17 protein-coding genes are annotated in these 14,926 nt (G+C 47.3%); 6 read left to right on the forward strand and 11 right to left on the reverse strand.

Annotated elements, in window-relative coordinates:
• Positions 1-399: 399 nt before the first annotated feature.
• Both MHB54_RS15150 and MHB54_RS15155 read left to right on the forward strand, forming a co-directional pair.
• A complete protein-coding gene (locus MHB54_RS15150) occupies positions 400-1,884 on the forward strand; it encodes a phytoene desaturase family protein (protein WP_264454431.1) in 1,485 nt (494 codons plus the stop codon).
• A 25-nt stretch (positions 1,885-1,909) separates the two neighbouring features.
• Positions 1,910-2,524: a TetR/AcrR family transcriptional regulator gene (locus MHB54_RS15155; RefSeq protein ID WP_023990768.1), complete on the forward strand. Its 615-nt coding sequence runs from the start codon at positions 1,910-1,912 to the stop codon at positions 2,522-2,524.
• Positions 2,525-2,592: 68 nt separating this feature from the next.
• Here MHB54_RS15155 and MHB54_RS15160 read toward each other — a convergent pair whose 3' ends face one another.
• Both MHB54_RS15160 and MHB54_RS15165 read right to left on the reverse strand, forming a co-directional pair.
• A complete protein-coding gene (locus tag MHB54_RS15160; protein WP_076264509.1) occupies positions 2,593-4,014 on the reverse strand; it encodes an SMI1/KNR4 family protein in 1,422 nt (473 codons plus the stop codon).
• A 17-nt stretch (positions 4,015-4,031) separates the two neighbouring features.
• Entirely contained in the window at positions 4,032-4,808 is a 777-nt protein-coding gene (locus MHB54_RS15165) for an SMI1/KNR4 family protein (protein WP_023990766.1), read from the reverse strand.
• A gap of 158 nt (positions 4,809-4,966) precedes the next feature.
• Between MHB54_RS15165 and MHB54_RS15170 the strand changes: the two genes are divergently transcribed.
• Entirely contained in the window at positions 4,967-6,601 is a 1,635-nt protein-coding gene (locus MHB54_RS15170) for a DUF6138 family protein (RefSeq protein ID WP_264454432.1), read from the forward strand.
• On the opposite strand, the gene MHB54_RS15175 is transcribed toward MHB54_RS15170, so the two are convergent.
• Together MHB54_RS15175 and MHB54_RS15180 are read right to left on the reverse strand one after the other, a co-directional pair.
• A complete protein-coding gene (locus tag MHB54_RS15175) occupies positions 6,591-6,950 on the reverse strand; it encodes a DUF7716 domain-containing protein (RefSeq protein WP_177235823.1) in 360 nt (119 codons plus the stop codon). The genes MHB54_RS15170 and MHB54_RS15175 overlap by 11 nt on opposite strands.
• Positions 6,931-7,590 carry a hypothetical protein gene (locus MHB54_RS15180; RefSeq protein ID WP_023990763.1) on the reverse strand — a complete coding sequence of 220 codons (660 nt, stop codon included), beginning with the start codon at positions 7,588-7,590 and terminating at the stop codon, positions 6,931-6,933. Before MHB54_RS15180 ends, MHB54_RS15175 begins: the two co-directional genes overlap by 20 nt.
• A gap of 128 nt (positions 7,591-7,718) precedes the next feature.
• Between MHB54_RS15180 and MHB54_RS28720 the strand changes: the two genes are divergently transcribed.
• Positions 7,719-7,802 (forward strand): putative holin-like toxin, encoded by an 84-nt coding sequence (locus MHB54_RS28720; RefSeq protein ID WP_223822146.1) that lies wholly within the window; start codon positions 7,719-7,721, stop codon positions 7,800-7,802.
• Positions 7,803-8,020: 218 nt separating this feature from the next.
• Positions 8,021-8,560: an SMI1/KNR4 family protein gene (locus MHB54_RS15185; RefSeq protein WP_264454433.1), complete on the forward strand. Its 540-nt coding sequence runs from the start codon at positions 8,021-8,023 to the stop codon at positions 8,558-8,560.
• Positions 8,561-8,622: 62 nt separating this feature from the next.
• Here MHB54_RS15185 and MHB54_RS15190 read toward each other — a convergent pair whose 3' ends face one another.
• The 7 genes from MHB54_RS15190 to MHB54_RS15220 all read right to left on the reverse strand — a co-directional run bounded on the left by MHB54_RS15190 (position 8,623) and on the right by MHB54_RS15220 (position 12,722).
• Positions 8,623-9,066, reverse strand: a complete 444-nt coding sequence (locus tag MHB54_RS15190) for an immunity 26/phosphotriesterase HocA family protein (protein ID WP_023990761.1) — start codon at positions 9,064-9,066, stop codon at positions 8,623-8,625.
• Between the two features lie 2 nt (positions 9,067-9,068).
• Positions 9,069-9,629: a hypothetical protein gene (locus MHB54_RS15195; protein WP_023990760.1), complete on the reverse strand. Its 561-nt coding sequence runs from the start codon at positions 9,627-9,629 to the stop codon at positions 9,069-9,071.
• Positions 9,613-10,140, reverse strand: a complete 528-nt coding sequence (locus MHB54_RS15200) for an SMI1/KNR4 family protein (RefSeq protein ID WP_049828352.1) — start codon at positions 10,138-10,140, stop codon at positions 9,613-9,615. Before MHB54_RS15200 ends, MHB54_RS15195 begins: the two co-directional genes overlap by 17 nt.
• 82 nt (positions 10,141-10,222) lie before the next feature.
• Positions 10,223-10,852 (reverse strand): hypothetical protein, encoded by a 630-nt coding sequence (locus tag MHB54_RS15205; RefSeq protein ID WP_053326290.1) that lies wholly within the window; start codon positions 10,850-10,852, stop codon positions 10,223-10,225.
• Positions 10,853-11,029: 177 nt separating this feature from the next.
• Positions 11,030-11,437, reverse strand: a complete 408-nt coding sequence (locus MHB54_RS15210; protein WP_053326289.1) for a hypothetical protein — start codon at positions 11,435-11,437, stop codon at positions 11,030-11,032.
• Entirely contained in the window at positions 11,430-12,074 is a 645-nt protein-coding gene (locus MHB54_RS15215; protein WP_264454434.1) for an immunity 50 family protein, read from the reverse strand. Before MHB54_RS15215 ends, MHB54_RS15210 begins: the two co-directional genes overlap by 8 nt.
• Before the next feature lie 39 nt (positions 12,075-12,113).
• Positions 12,114-12,722 (reverse strand): hypothetical protein, encoded by a 609-nt coding sequence (locus MHB54_RS15220; RefSeq protein ID WP_235322476.1) that lies wholly within the window; start codon positions 12,720-12,722, stop codon positions 12,114-12,116.
• A gap of 350 nt (positions 12,723-13,072) precedes the next feature.
• Between MHB54_RS15220 and MHB54_RS15225 the strand changes: the two genes are divergently transcribed.
• Complete coding sequence (locus tag MHB54_RS15225) at positions 13,073-14,725, forward strand: DEAD/DEAH box helicase (protein WP_340981698.1); 1,653 nt, start codon at positions 13,073-13,075, stop codon at positions 14,723-14,725.
• The last annotated feature ends 201 nt before the right edge of the window (positions 14,726-14,926 follow it).

The raw sequence follows: 14,926 nt of genomic DNA on the forward strand, positions 1-14,926 counted from the left end.
TTTTTAAAGCGCTTACTACATGTTCGGGATGGTTGACTGTATGCTGTGGAATTCATACAAATCAAAAAAAAGGCAAACTCCGGGTACACAAGTGTACTCGGGTTTTGCCTTTTCAGTAACAATCCCACTTGAAGGATAGCACCTTCATTGGAATCTGACAAGTGAAAGCGCTACAATTTTGGATGTTTTTTATAAAAAATTCTACTTTCGCAACTTAGAATTTTGCAAAAATCCATTGAAGAGATTTGTAATCAGCAAATAGATAGATCGAAAAGATTGTATTCGTCTATGACAGGAAGATAAGAAACCGAGGCTTTCCAACGGTAATATTGTGGTATATAATCTCCTTAACTTAACGACGTTAACTTATATAACGATGTTAATAAAGGAGATGAAATCATGAATCAATACGATGTTATTGTCATCGGTGCAGGACTGGGTGGCTTGTCCTGTGCAGCAAGACTCTCCGCGCTCGGTTACCGAACAGCTGTTTTTGAGAGCCACACTCTGCCTGGCGGTTTCGCAACTGAATTTACAAGAAAGGGCTACACTTTTGATGTCTCCTTGCATGGTGTCGGTGGACTCGGGGAAGGCAGCTTCGGTCGGATGTTAAAGGACTGTAATGCGGACCAGCGAATTGTTCCTCTCCGCAAAAAGCACCCTTACTCCATTCGTTGGGAAGGGCAGACCATTGATATTCCGTCCGATGTTCAGGAGTATGTGCAGCTCCTCAAAAACATGTTTCCTGCTGAGGTGGCAGCCATCGATAGTCTATTCGCGGGCATTCGCCGTTTTGAAACAGGCTTCTCTGCTTTTTCTTCCCTCACTTCCTGGCGCAGGGCGGCTGGCCTGCTCAAAGCAGGAACCTTCTTCCGCTGGACGCAGATGACTACCTGGGAAGCTGTAAGCCAGTTCGGGTTGTCTGACCGATTCACGGAATTTTTCACCGCGCTGTGGGCCTATTATGGATTGCCTCCAAAACGGCTTGCGGCCTTGTATTTTTTCATTCCCTGGATCGGCTATCATTTGGAGGGGACGTATTACATTGAGGGAGGCGCACAGGCTTTATCCAATGCACTGGTTGACGCTATTAAGTCAGCGGGAGGAGAAGTTCACCTGCGCAGTCAGGTGTCTGAGATTATGCTCGAACGCGGTAAAGCAGCTGGTGTCCGTCTGAAAAAAGGGGATGTATATAAAGCCAACTGGATTGTGTCTGGTATCAGTCCCCATCATACCTATGGCCGCCTACTGGAAAACTATGATGTTGCCCGTCGTGAGCTGGAAGCTGTCAGCAGTTTGGAGACTGGCATATCTCTCACCCAGCTATATCTGGGATTATCATGTGAACCCCATGAGCTTGGTATCACCGAAGAAGACTTAATCCTACGTAATGAGCCGGATTCGGAAACAGATTATGAAGTTATGATGAGCGGCCAGTATACCAAAGGCAACTGGATGCTCACCAATTATAACGCTATGGACCCTAAGCTCAATGAACCGGGGAAGGGTGTCATTGCAATTACATTTTTGGACAGATTGGAGAACTGGCCTGCCGCACGTCCCGAATATAAAGCCAAAAAAGAAGCCGTGACAGAGCAGATACTGGGATGCCTAGAACAGCTGTATCCTGGTTTTCGCAGCAAGGTAGTGGTGGCCGAGTTGGGCACACCGCGCACGATGCAGCGTTATACCGCTAATCCCGACGGGGCCGTTTATGGCTACGCACAAACGGTCCGCCAGTCCGGCATAAAAAGACTGAAGCACAAATCAGCAGTAGACCGTCTGTCATTGGTAGGGGCGTGGACACAGCCTGGGGGCGGGTTTCAAGGGGCTATGAACTCGGGTATAATGGAAGCTGATCGTATCGCCGCCAAATTGGGGTAGGCAGAAGGGGCAAGTACATCTACTCATGAAACATATCAAACGCCGAGAACGTGAAAGCAGTGAGATCCGCCGGAAAATCATTGAGGCCGCCCGGTCGCTTTTCCTGAATCAGGGGTATGCCGAAGTCTCCATGCGCAAAATTGCGGATCAGATCGAATATTCACCAACGACTATTTATCATTATTTTGCCAATAAGGAAGCCGTTGTCCGTGAACTGCTGCTAGAAGGAAATACCTTGTTCCTGCAGGCTCTTCTGCAGCGTGTGGATGAAGCACAGGCAGCGGGATTGAATACGCTGGACACATTGAAAACGGTATCTGATGCGTATGTTCGTTTTGGAACGACTAACCCGGAATATTACAACATCCTGTTTATCAGCAACCTGGAATCTGTAAGCTTGGTCAGTCTTATAGACAGTGGGAGTTTTAAAGGCTTTGAGCTGCTTGAAGCGGGGCTCAAAGCTGCTATGGAGGAGGGCTGCATCATTCAAGGAGATGAGCACCTGATCGCCAGATCCGTATGGAGCATGCTGCACGGATTGACTTCTTTGCTCCTGAATTTTGAACTTCCTATGGCAAAATCCAATGATGAATTGATCGCATTCACTATAGATACTTTCCTCAAGGGGTTAAGCCGCTGACGCAGCGGCTAACTTTCTTTACCTCACACCACTGTACATGCGAATCCGCATACAACCATTCCGAAAGATTAACGAAGTTCCAAATCTGAAAGCTGCTTAAGTACGGCTTCAATACGACGTTTATCTTTTTTGAGCATAACGAGCTGCAAAGAAGCAAGAAGTAGATCTGAGATATTGGCCCAAGCGTCTGCTTCCAGAGCGGGAAGAGGATCCCGATGAATCATAATATCCAGCGCCTCGGTTGCAATTTTTTGATGAAGCTCGCTATCGGATAGCCATTCAATCAACTGCTCAGCTGTAGGACGGGAGTGAGCGAAAAGTATTGCCCAGCCATCCACCGGATGATTGACCTTATCCCGCATCCAGTTAATGATCTGTGGTGAACGAAAATGTTGTAGCTGCCCATTAGCGGTGTATCCTCCTAATTTGTCTTCTGCGACCGAATGCTGTAGCAGGTGATTGCAAACACATACCAAGCCTTCCTGCTCGGGTAGGCAGCGGGCGCTTAGATAAGCACGTGTGGACGCAAATGCACCCTTAGCATGTAGGGTATTGTTTTGAGCTAAAGATGTCCATGCTTGCGCGGTTTCCGGTTCCCACAAGGAGCGGACCCAATCAGCAGCCCCAATCCCCGCAGTCTCCCCTACCAAAACGGCCCAAGTAGAGAATGGAACCTGGCTATGTTGAATGTTCTGCCAGTGCTGCTCCCAGGCAAGAAAAATATCCTTTGGATCATAGGCTTGAAAAGCCTGCAACACAGCAGGATAATCTACGCCATGCATGGTGGTGTAATGGATTAGCGTCTCCAACGACTGTGCATCCTCCAGCTTCATCGTGCAAAACATGTTCAACCAGCGTTGCCACAGTTGCAGTGGTGGGCTGTTTAGCTGAATGCCATGCTCATCGGTCACTTTAAACCAATCCCATAGCCATAGCCCGTGCAAGGTGAGCATGGTGTCTATATAGGCGGGTAGATTTTCCGCGAGCAGCGTGAACTGATCCAGCTCGTGATGATAGCAGAAAACCGCTGGCTCTGTTGCGGATGTTGCCATATCAAGCAGTATCGGATCACCCGCACCATTATAATTAAGGATCAGATATCGTTGCTCGTCCGCTGCTGAGTCGGTATCTTCCCCATAGGATGTAAAATAGCCAATATACTCATGATTCCATCCAAACTCTCCTGTGATATCGTCTAGGATACACTGCTCTTGTTCAAGATCCTTGCTGTTTTTATATGAACACTCTGGTCCATCAGCTACAATACAGTGTTGGGGGAGACACCATAGCAAATTTAAGCTGCCACACCGCTTTATCAATTCAGACAGGGAGGCAGGCAAATGCATCTGCAGCCGTTCCTCCAGCTCAGTTAGTTCACCTGTAGAAATCCCTTCCGTCCATTGGTATACCACATCAGGCATCCCACTTTGTCTCAGACGATCAACGACTTGTTCCAGTTTTTCTAAGGTTTGTGTAAAATGTACTGTCATTCGTATTCGCCCTCCTCTTACTCTACAACCCGGCAATGCTCTTTTTGCAAGAATGATAAAATTTCATCACGAAGTGCTATCGCTTTGGATTCATAAATGATCGCCACTTCGCGTCCATATGCATAGTTAAAACGCACGTATCCGCCAAGAGTCTGAAGAAAAGCCATGCAGATATGCTCATTTTCAATCCATAGATTTGAGTTAAAATGCTGTTTAAATCGCTGAGCCAATGCTTGTAAGGATGCCGGAGCAAAATTCAGCGCCTGATCGCTCGGATTGGCTGGATTGTAGGCCTCGGCCGTATCCAGGGGACTAAACAGTAGGAATGTAGCGGTTTTGTCTTGGCTGACAGGTTCGAAATAACGGGGGAATGGCTCCATTCTTCCAAATTCATCCTGTAGTATATGTCCTAATGTCTCTGTGAATGGAACTTGAACATCTAAAGTCTTCGTAGTAATGATCTCCGAGTGTCGTGGCAGCCACATTAAGCCTTCAACCTGAGGGTGAATCGCTAGGAAGTCACCATCTATGGAACTGCCAATGACCACGCACTCGCCCAGCTGCTGTGCTGTAATTGGGCAGTTATCATCATGCGTCCACAGTTCGTAATCCGTATAGGATTGCAATAGTTGAGGATCAGGCATTTCAATTATCAGCAGGCCACAATAGGTGCCCGGCCCGTAGCGGGTGAGGAATGCTACATAGGGAGGTGGTAAAGTTATTCCATAGGTATGCTCAATATTTGTCAGTTCATCGGTAGCCACCGGTGTGTGCTGTGTGGAAACCCAATACATGTAGAATACACCTGCTTTCCGGCACTCTATCTATAGGGATAGAGCCCAAAAGTAAATGAGAGATATGCTATAATCAGGAAATAAAATAGTTATAGATTAGTCTATCTTAATTTCATAGGAACTACAATTTGTGAGGGGACGAAGGAGGAACACATCTTATGACATCAGGGGTACAAGCCTACATAGATCCAATTTTTGAGGCGATTGATGAGGCGTACGCTTCTGAGCAAAAGCGCATCGCCGAATTCCAAATCAAAAGTGTCCTTCACGAAGGGATTCATGAATACTTAAAAGTTACCTGTAAGAAGGATGGGCTGTGGGTGGATACCTACGAACCGTTTGATTGGGATCATCGTAGACCGGATACGAAAATTTCTGGGTTTACAGATGGGGTAACATTGCAGCAGGTACAGGACGAATGGATGCCTGTGTTTAGGGAACGGATAGAGGCTCTGTTTAAGTCGAAAGAATTTAGTTCCATGTTCTTTCGTTATCGGCTGGAATTTCATCTGGAAGTAGTCTTGGAGAATAAGGCTAGTCATTTTACATTCTCACTCCTGAACGAAGATAAGCGGCAGCAACTGTTAGCCACTATCCAACAGTTTGTAGAGCAGAAACTCAACCCCTCTAGTAAAGCTGTGCCGAAGGAAGAGGACGATTTTTTCTTAGTAAGGCACTTGCTTGATCCTCATTTGTACCCTGTAAACGCCCAGTGGATGAATGAGCTGCTGAATCGAATGGATGCCAAAGTGAAGGTCAGCCGCAAGCGTGAGGAAGCATGGAGGTATCAGCTCAGCAGTGGCTTGAAGCATTGGGCAGAGGATGAATTTTTGGCCAATTATACAGATCGGGAAAAAAGCTATGGGCTGGATTATAAAGTGAAGCCCGATATTCTCCCTTCGGAAATTCCTGCGCCAGCCATGGAGATGTTCCTGCTTACCGCGATGCGGGTGGGCTCGACCGATGCCGATGCACGGCAGAAGTATTTGGAGATTGCTGCACAGCTAGGCTCGGAGCAGGCTTCCGTGTGGCTTGAGAGCGGATCAGGAAGCATCCCAGCGTTATATACAAGTGAGCGAGTCATCTGCCAAGCCAATGATATTTTGCAAACGCTGGAGGTTCAGATTCGTTCAGAGGAAGAAGAGAGCTATAGAGAAGCACTCGTATATTTATGCGATATTTTAAGAAAGGGCTTTACCAAGGAATATCGGATGAAGTTCAAAAGCAAGGTGAAAAACTACCTGCCTGTACCCAAGTTGGCTAAATCTACGTTACATCGTTTCTTCGCCAACGCACTTGAGTATCCGTCGCTGCATCCGTTGCTGGCTGAATATGCTGAGGTCGTGATGGAAGAGTTCAAGTGGTATAACGATGTAGAGCCCGGTGAAAAGTCGGCGATGCCGGGAACCTATGCGGTGATGGGACTGGGCCTAAAAGGAAAGAACTATTTTCCATTAGTGAATCGTTATATGAAGCTGGTGGACAGTGAACATCAGTCCGTACAGGACGGTTACGCCGCTGTATTTGCTGACGCACACGGACTGACACCGGACACGATCCCCGTTTGGACGAGGGTTCTACTGGCAGGCAACGAGTCTGCCAAACCACTGAAGTCATCCAGAATCGAAACCGTAGAGCAGGCACAGGTACTGGTGGAGGAGCTTGAGAAGCTGGAGGACTATGAACAAGAGGTGCTTGTTTATCGTATATGGGGTGGCGCGAAGAAACTAAAAAACAGCCTGAAGCAGGCTGTCCCTGAGGTAAAAGAGCTGCTGGAAACGCTTATTCCATAAAAGCATCATATTCATGATAATATCGCAGTCCCTGCGCAATGCGTTCAATATCCGGCTCGCTTCCGCTGTGGCGTAACACTTCAATGATATCCTGTACAGTCGCCACCTCCAACCAAGATTGCACGTGATGGTCTGGTAGAGATGCAGGTATACTTTCATCACGATGATTGGTGACGGTGAGACCGGCATCCTCCAGTTCCCACAATTCTTCCTCGGGGATGATGTAATAGGTAGAATTGAGCGGATTACTTTGAACACGTTCCAGATTGGCAAATACCCATTCATTGATCTCTGTTTGGCCAACGGCACGAATCAATGCTTCAAGGCTGTCAAAAGTTTGTATGCTCATGTATGGAGGCCCCTCCCTTAGTCGCTGGCTTATGCTGTAGCTTTTGTAATATTCTCAAGATGGCCTGTCGATTCTTCGCATCCTTAATGTACTTGGGAATGGAATGGGAAGCCGTACGCATCATACCGGATGTAGGCTTTTCTCGCAACTCGGCAGAGATATAGGAGAGCAGGTAATTCAGGTGTATCCGGTTAAGAGCCCAGACAGGTTTCCCCCGGTAGTAATCAAGGAAGTACAGCTGAAGCTGGAAAATAGGGTCTTTTCCGTTTTGGACCACGTCTGTATGCCATTCGTGTGATTGAACACGATGCACCGGAACCTGATTGCGTGTCTCACAGTGCGGACAGTTTATATTCGTATTTTTATGGAGTTTCGTTCGGTCATCATGGATTTCGATATTAAAATACCGCTCGCAATGGTTGCATACGCCGCGTGCATAGAATGTATAAGATTCTGGCTGCTGATACGTGTAGTAACAATGAGAACATCGAACGACGTAATGACAGTCTTCCTTTGAGTTGGAAATAAAAGCTTGGCCCTGACAACGGGGACAGTGAACAGCTACTTGTTCTCCTCTCCGGATCACGGCGCTAAAGTCATATTTATATCCATGTTCATCTTTGAAGCGCTTTTGCTCCATATTCGTTCCTCCTTTTTCGAAAAGAGCGTAAAAACGTACGTTTTACGAGTCTTATGTTATAATATTCCTCAACAACAGAATGGCTTAGATGGGCGGTCGGCTAGTCTCCTGTAAAGGAGGTGAGGCCTGTGGAGGTTAAAGACACCCTAATGTTGATGATTCAATTCGCAACGTTGGTGATCCTAATTCTTTCCTTCCATAAAAAGAAATAGACCGCCCTCGACAAAGGCAAGCGGTCTATTTCAATGATCATCCTTTGACACGGCTACCGCCCTTAAAAGCGGCTGTTGCCAAAGAGTGAGGATGTTGACGCATCTTCACTCTTTTTTTAGAATATACATCTTATTCCCATTTTAACACTTGAAAATGGCCTTTTCAATGCGCCGAAGGGTGAAAAGGTGAATAGGACGTGCAAAAGGAGAGGGCGAACATGAGCATTTTTACAGGGCTGCAACGTCCGCAGTTTCAGGCTTATTATGATGAGGTTTTTCTAATAGAGCATCGTTTTAAAAATGGTATGGGCTTTCCGCCTTCTTATATAGATTATGTCAAAACTCTTGGTTACGGGCGACTATGTGGCTTATGGAACATTCATATTCCTCTTGGCGATCACCCGGATTCATGGCTTCATCGTTATCATAACTGGCGGGCCTGGTTTGATGAATTACTGGGATCGGAAGAGGTTCTACAAGAAGCGGCGCTGGAGCCAGATGGTTTTCCGGAGCTTTTGGAGCATGCGGTTCCCTTCGCTTCCAGTGAAGGGAATGACCTGCTGATTTGGGATATTCAATCGCCTGATGAACGGGGAGAATTCCCAATCTATGCTTTGAATCTATGCACATGGGGCAATTTTCGGTATGCAGCCTCGGATTTATATAGCCTCGTCGAAGCGTTGGTGGATGAAGAGCGCGTGAAGTCAGTATTAGGGACAGAGCGTACACCATTCTCTTATACGTTCGAGCCCTTTTAGCAGCGTAAATAACCACCTTGGTATCAAACTTCAAGGTGGTTATTTGTGCTGCTATTCTTCTGCTAGTGGTCTTCGTATTGGGCTAAATATCGCTGTACCAACTCATATCCAGCCACGCCCATTACAGTATATTGATTATATTCTTCCAGTTCCAGATTGCGTATATATTCATCCCCGCAATACAGATGGCCCGCACAATTAAAATATTTTAGCTGCTGTTGTTCCTCGGATAGAGGGCGCTGATCGATAATAGGCCATACTCCCTTCGTCATGTTTTGGGTGGCGGTGAATATAACTTCAAATCGGCCGCGATAATTTGTGAACGGAAGATATGTCTTTTCACCCTTGTACGCTTGATTCTGGCCTATGGATAGAACCCCGAAGGAGAACGCTTTTTTGAATCTACCATACAGTGCGCAGATCACCTGACATACCGCAAATCGGCCGTCATGCATGGGGATAACAAAAATATCGCCTTCCCGATGTTTGATTCTTTTGAACACCATCGTCAGGCCAGCTCTTCCTGAATGATCTCTGTTTTTAGACCTTTAGCGTTGGTAATCGTAATGCTGATCGCATCATAGCCGTTCCGCTTCGCATCTTCAAAATCGCATCGTTCGCCGTTGATCAGCTCTAACTGTCCATTCTCATCCACATCGTCTGCAAACTCGTCATCCCAATCAACATTATAAAAAGCGGTCAAGCTTACCTCGAAAGTATCTTCACCATCTTCGTCCAGATAGGGCAGCAGGGGAGTACGATTGTTCTGCTGTTCCTTGGTATAAACTTCGCATAGCAGAGCATCGTAACCATGGCGGGTTCCGTCAAAAATCACGATCTGTTCACCTGTGACTGCCTCTTCTGCAATAATGAGTTGGGGGGCAAATTCAGTTCCAGTGATCAGCTCGTCCATAAGTTCTCCATAATAAAAAATGTGGAATTTCGTATGTCCTGCCTGTGAACGAAGCGTACCTGTCCACTCCTGCTCGACCCATGCCTCTGGGTTTTCGGGTACAACCCAACCTTCTAAATAAGCCGGTCCCCAATTAGGGTTATGTATTTCTGTCATCAGTAGGCCTCCCTTTCTGCTCGTTGAGTCGTTCAATTACCTGATTAAAAAACGTTGTAAAGTCTGTTGCCACCAGATACAAATGTCCACATTCGTCCTGCTCTGCAATATCATAGTTCAGTTTGTCATCATAAGCATGAAGATGTGTGCGGTCCCAGTAGTACACATACGGGGTGTATTCATTACATATTAGAACGTAAAAATTGTCGCCCGCATCTGCACCAATCAACAAAGCGTTCTGGACATGATTGATTTCATCCAGAAATTCATCATTAATCGCTAGAAGGTCATGATTTTTGTTGGATACCTCATATCCGAAAAAACAAGTCAAATCAATGTCTCCGTTATCCACGCGATCGAAGGGCACATTGCAATAAAAAGGGGCGGCTACATAAAAACCGTTATATTGTGAAAGAAAACGTGTATAGCCAGCGGGCAATATATGCTGTATCTGTTCCTCCAATGCCGCGATCTGGGCAGGCGAAAGCCCTGATTCAATTGCGAATGACATCAACAACCAGCCTCCTTGATCCTAGTAAACCATAGACCTCTTTTTGGAAATGAGAAGACGCAGCGGTGCATCGTTTGTGAGATCATGTCATGGATAGGGTGACGATTTTGTTGTCCTCATCCACATCTACCTTCACATTCACTCCCAGCTTGTCCTTAAACAGCTTACTGATATTGATATAGTCATCCTTTACCGCACGGCTTGATCTACCGGTCGTGCGAGTCATCCCAGCGGTGATGATGGAACGGACGTATGTTTTATCGAGCTTGGCTTTGGGATTATAGGTATAAATAATCTGTTCCTGCTGATTGTAATAATGGGTTAATTCCGTGTAGTCGTTAGCATTCTCATACTGCTTTTCCTCACGCACATACTCAGGATGGTCCATGGTGTAGTGGACTCCCCCGTCCAGAAAAGGATTTTCCTTGGAGGGTCGGAGTTCATATTGTCCATACGCCAGTTGAAACAGATACTCTATGCCTGAGCCCTCCGCCTGATAGTAGAGCTGACGATTGTCCCCTTTTTTATCTATAGCGGTATAGCTGCTGATTAAAGGCCAGGCATCATACTTTTTATCCTTTACCTCAATGGCAAGCTTGTAATGTAAAAGCACCTTTTCATTTTGAAATAATCCAAAGCTGCTCATGATGAAATAGGCAGGCACACATATAATCCCGATAATCAATATGAATATAAATATTCTTACACGCATAAGTAGAGTGATTCTCCTTTGGTTGTCGATTATGTGGACAGCTCCCGTTTGGCAGATGCACCGAATTCTCATGCTGCGATAATTGCTTCAGAGCATGTTGTGCGAAAGGCATGCTTTTATGTGCGCGAAGCAGTGCACAAGCGGCCTCCTTGACTAAGATATATGTATCACTGCGGATCAACTCTCATGTCTGTAGTTCGATAAAGCTTCTTCCCGTCCGCCACCCTCCAGCAGCACCATAACCGCATAGGAGATCGTATCAATCCAATCGTCGAGGGTGTTGATCTGCTCTACGGTCAGCAGGTTGTTTCGCTGCAGCATACTATCAGGATACAATGCCCATGCCCGTGTATATTGACATATCCCCCACAGAGCGGCAATCAGCTCCCGTTCTACGGATGGTTTCTCCAACTCATCTGCGAGAACTTCAATGATGGTCATCAGTTCATGGAAGTTGTCCTCGATCAGTTCTCCCTGAAAGGGGCGGAGCATCCCTAGAAATCCGTTTTGCATTTTGGGATGCTCCAGATCATCGTGAATAAAAGAATGACAACGTAACAGCTCGCGAGCCTCCTGTTTATTCATTCAGCTCCTTAATCTCTGCGCGGATACCTCTGCACAGAAAGCTACCTGACAGTCCCGACAAGGCATCGATATCAACGACCATGTCTGCTTCTTCATAGCGGAAATCAAGCTGCAAGATGATGTTTTCTGTTTCTACAGGAATTAATACATGCTCTTTGGTTTCCAGAAATGTAAAAGTCACTGCATAGCGTGGGACGTCTTTTACTGGAGCTTCAGGGATTACAGGTGCCTCAGCCGAAGGCTCCAGATCCGGTGATTTAGGGACAAGCACGCTAGCGTAGGATAGCTCAATCGTCAGCGTAATCTGGTCTTTCGTCATATTAGCAGCTGTAATTCGGTCATAATGAAAGGGAGGGAAATAGCCGAGCTTCTCGACAATGCTGTCTGCTCCTTGAATAGAAACGGTTGGAGAGAAAGCCAGTTCCAGTCCGATGGACCCTGCCAGTTGGTCTTCATATTCTGGATTGATACGTACAAGGGCTTGTTCCGGCTCTACTTTCAAAATCGTCCCTATAAAATACTGTTTGCCATGGATCAGAACAATATCATGCGGAACGAACGGCAACGCTCCCCCGGCTTGATAATGAATGAGATATTCGTTCTCTTTTTTTTCAACCTTTTGAACTTGAATTTGCATAAATTGCAGCCTCCTGGGGTTAATGGTATGACGGATTGTTTAAGTGTGTGGTAAAGGGAACGGAGTCCACGTTTGAAAAACATACTTCATATCCGGGGTATCCTGTTCGAGCATAAATGGAAGAATATCCATAATAGCGCGTGCTTTACTGCCAGCATAAAAGTTACGCGAGCTGTGTAGCAGCTTGTTTGCCTTTAACCACTGGCTCAGCTTCATCATAACGTCTTCGACGATTGCTTGGTCGATACTTTCATAAACGTCCTGACGGATTGAAACGAGCATGCCGCAATGATTAGAAGATTGGCACAGGGGGTCATTGGACAAAAGAATGTACACTTCCGGCGTTGTCCCTTTGTTATAGGATGATTTGATACTGGGAGCCTCGATAGCTAGCATCAGCGGAATCAATTCATCATCGGTAACAATACGAAGCAACTCCTGCTTGTCCCAGCGAATCTTACCGTGTTTGGCCTTTTTAGCCCCGGCTTGATAGACTGACACACGGGTATTGCGGATTCCTGATATATTCAGGAGCGTTTCAAAACAATCGAACAGGTTAGTAAAGCACTCTTCGGCAAACAAAGTGTGCTTCTCCGACAAGGAACCGGTCATTATGAAATTATAATGCAGGTTGTTAACCACAAGCATCCATCCTTTATTCATGAATTACCAATTCATATACCATAATATATGACATGAAGATCGAATTCACCTTTTACATTGACTGTGGTACTGTTCATTAAAATCGTTTGGAAACCAGTTCAACTTCGCGTATACTAGGAAAGTCATAGATGGAACGGGCCTGAGCCGCATTGCGGCCGTATGTTGGTTACATGAACAGATTCAACGATAACGGATAAGCTCCCTTCCTGAAAAGGGTAGAATGAGAACCGATACAAAAATGGGAATTCTGAACTATGGAACGATAGATGTCATATGGCACATGAACCTATTTTACGTGACACATATTGAATACAGATAAGGGAAGTGAATACCACTTGAAGAATTTTGCAGCATTAGGCGTAGAGCAGCATTGGGTAGAAGCCTTGAAAGAACAGGGAATTTCATCCCCAACTCCTGTACAGCAGGAGTCGATTCCACTGTTGATGGAAGGTCAGGATGTTATCGCCGAGGCACATACGGGAACCGGGAAGACGATTGCGTTCTTACTACCCATTTTGCAAAAAATGAATTTGGACAAGCGTCATCCACAAGCGCTCGTGATTGCACCGACGCGTGAGCTGGCGCTCCAGATTACAGAGGCAGCGAACACGTTGGCCGCTACAGAGCCAAGCTTGTCATTACTGGCTGTTTATGGAGGACAGGACGTAGAGCGTCAGCTTCGTAAACTGAAAGGCGGCGCACAACTGATTATTGGTACACCTGGGCGACTGCTGGATCACCTGAGACGTGGCACGCTGGATCTGGGTGGCATTAAAATGCTGGTCCTGGACGAAGCCGACCAAATGTTACACATGGGCTTTTTGAACGATGTGGAGACGATTCTTCAGGAGGTTCCTTACCGGAGACAGACGATGCTGTTTTCCGCTACGATGCCAGCCGGTATTCGCAAGCTGGCTCGTGTATATATGAACGAACCCGTAGATGTCAAAGTGAAATCCGCTTCTTCCGTTCCGGTGAGCCAAATCCGTCAGGTCGTTGTGCAAACAACAGACCGTGGTAAGCAACAGGCATTGGTGGATATGCTGAATACGGATCGCCCGTACTTGGCTGTTATTTTCTGCCGTACGAAGCGCCGGGCTGCCAAACTGAACGAAGAGCTGCAAGAGATGGGCTTTGAGAGCGGTGAGCTTCACGGAGATTTGTCCCAGAACAAGCGGGAGCAAGTGATGAAGGCGTTCCGGGAAGCGAAACTCCAATTGCTCGTAGCGACTGATGTAGCTGCGCGCGGCCTGGATGTAGAAGGCGTCACGCATGTCTTTAACTATGACATGCCACAGGATGCCGAAAGCTACATCCACCGCATCGGGCGTACCGGCCGTGCCGGAGGCAAAGGCGTGGCAGTGACGCTCGCTACGCCAAGAGATGTTCCAGAGCTTCGGAACATCCAGAAAGTTGCTGGTGTCACATTCACCAGCAGTGAGGGCGGCGGACAGCGTAGACCTGCTTCCGATACGGCTGATCGACAGGGTCGAGAACGCCGTTCGGGCAGAAACGACCGCCGTTCCTACGGCGGCAACGACTCCGGCGGCGGACGCCGGGGCAGCGGTCGCGAACAGGCGGGTCGTCGTGATGCCACAGGCGGCGAACGTCGTTCTAGCCGCGGCAGCAGCGAGCGTGGCGGATATGACCGCAGCAGCAGTGGTTCTGCACGCGGAGGCCAAGGCCGCTCGGCAGGACAAAGCAGCGAGCGTGGCGGATATGACCGCAGCAGCAGTGGTTCTGCACGCGGAGGCCAAGGCCGCTCGGCAGGACAAAGCAGCGAGCGTGGCGGATATGACCGCAGCAGCGGCGGCGGTTCCGCACGCGGAGGCCAAGGCCGCTCGGCAGGGCAAAGCAGCGAGCGTGGCGGATATGACCGCAGTAGCGGCGGTTCCGCACGCGGAGGCCAAGGTGGCCGCGGTGGACAAGCCAAAGGCGGCCCGCGTGGTGGTCAAGGACAAGGCGGCCGTCGCGGACGGTCCAGATAGATAAAACAGGAGTATTCTCATAGAATACTCCACTATGGTTATCATAATAGCCCCGGGGAGGCTCATCTTCCGGGGCTATTGTAATCTTCACCCATACCGCTTGAAGGAGCAGCACCATAAGATGACATGAGCAGCGGAGCTACCTTGAAATAAATGATCAGCGTTCAGGATACATTTTTCAAAAGATAAATTTGGAGGGGT

The sequence above is a fragment of the Paenibacillus sp. FSL M7-0802 genome, from assembly GCF_038004945.1.
In the GTDB taxonomy this organism is placed as follows: Bacteria; Bacillota; Bacilli; order Paenibacillales; family Paenibacillaceae; genus Paenibacillus; species Paenibacillus polymyxa_B.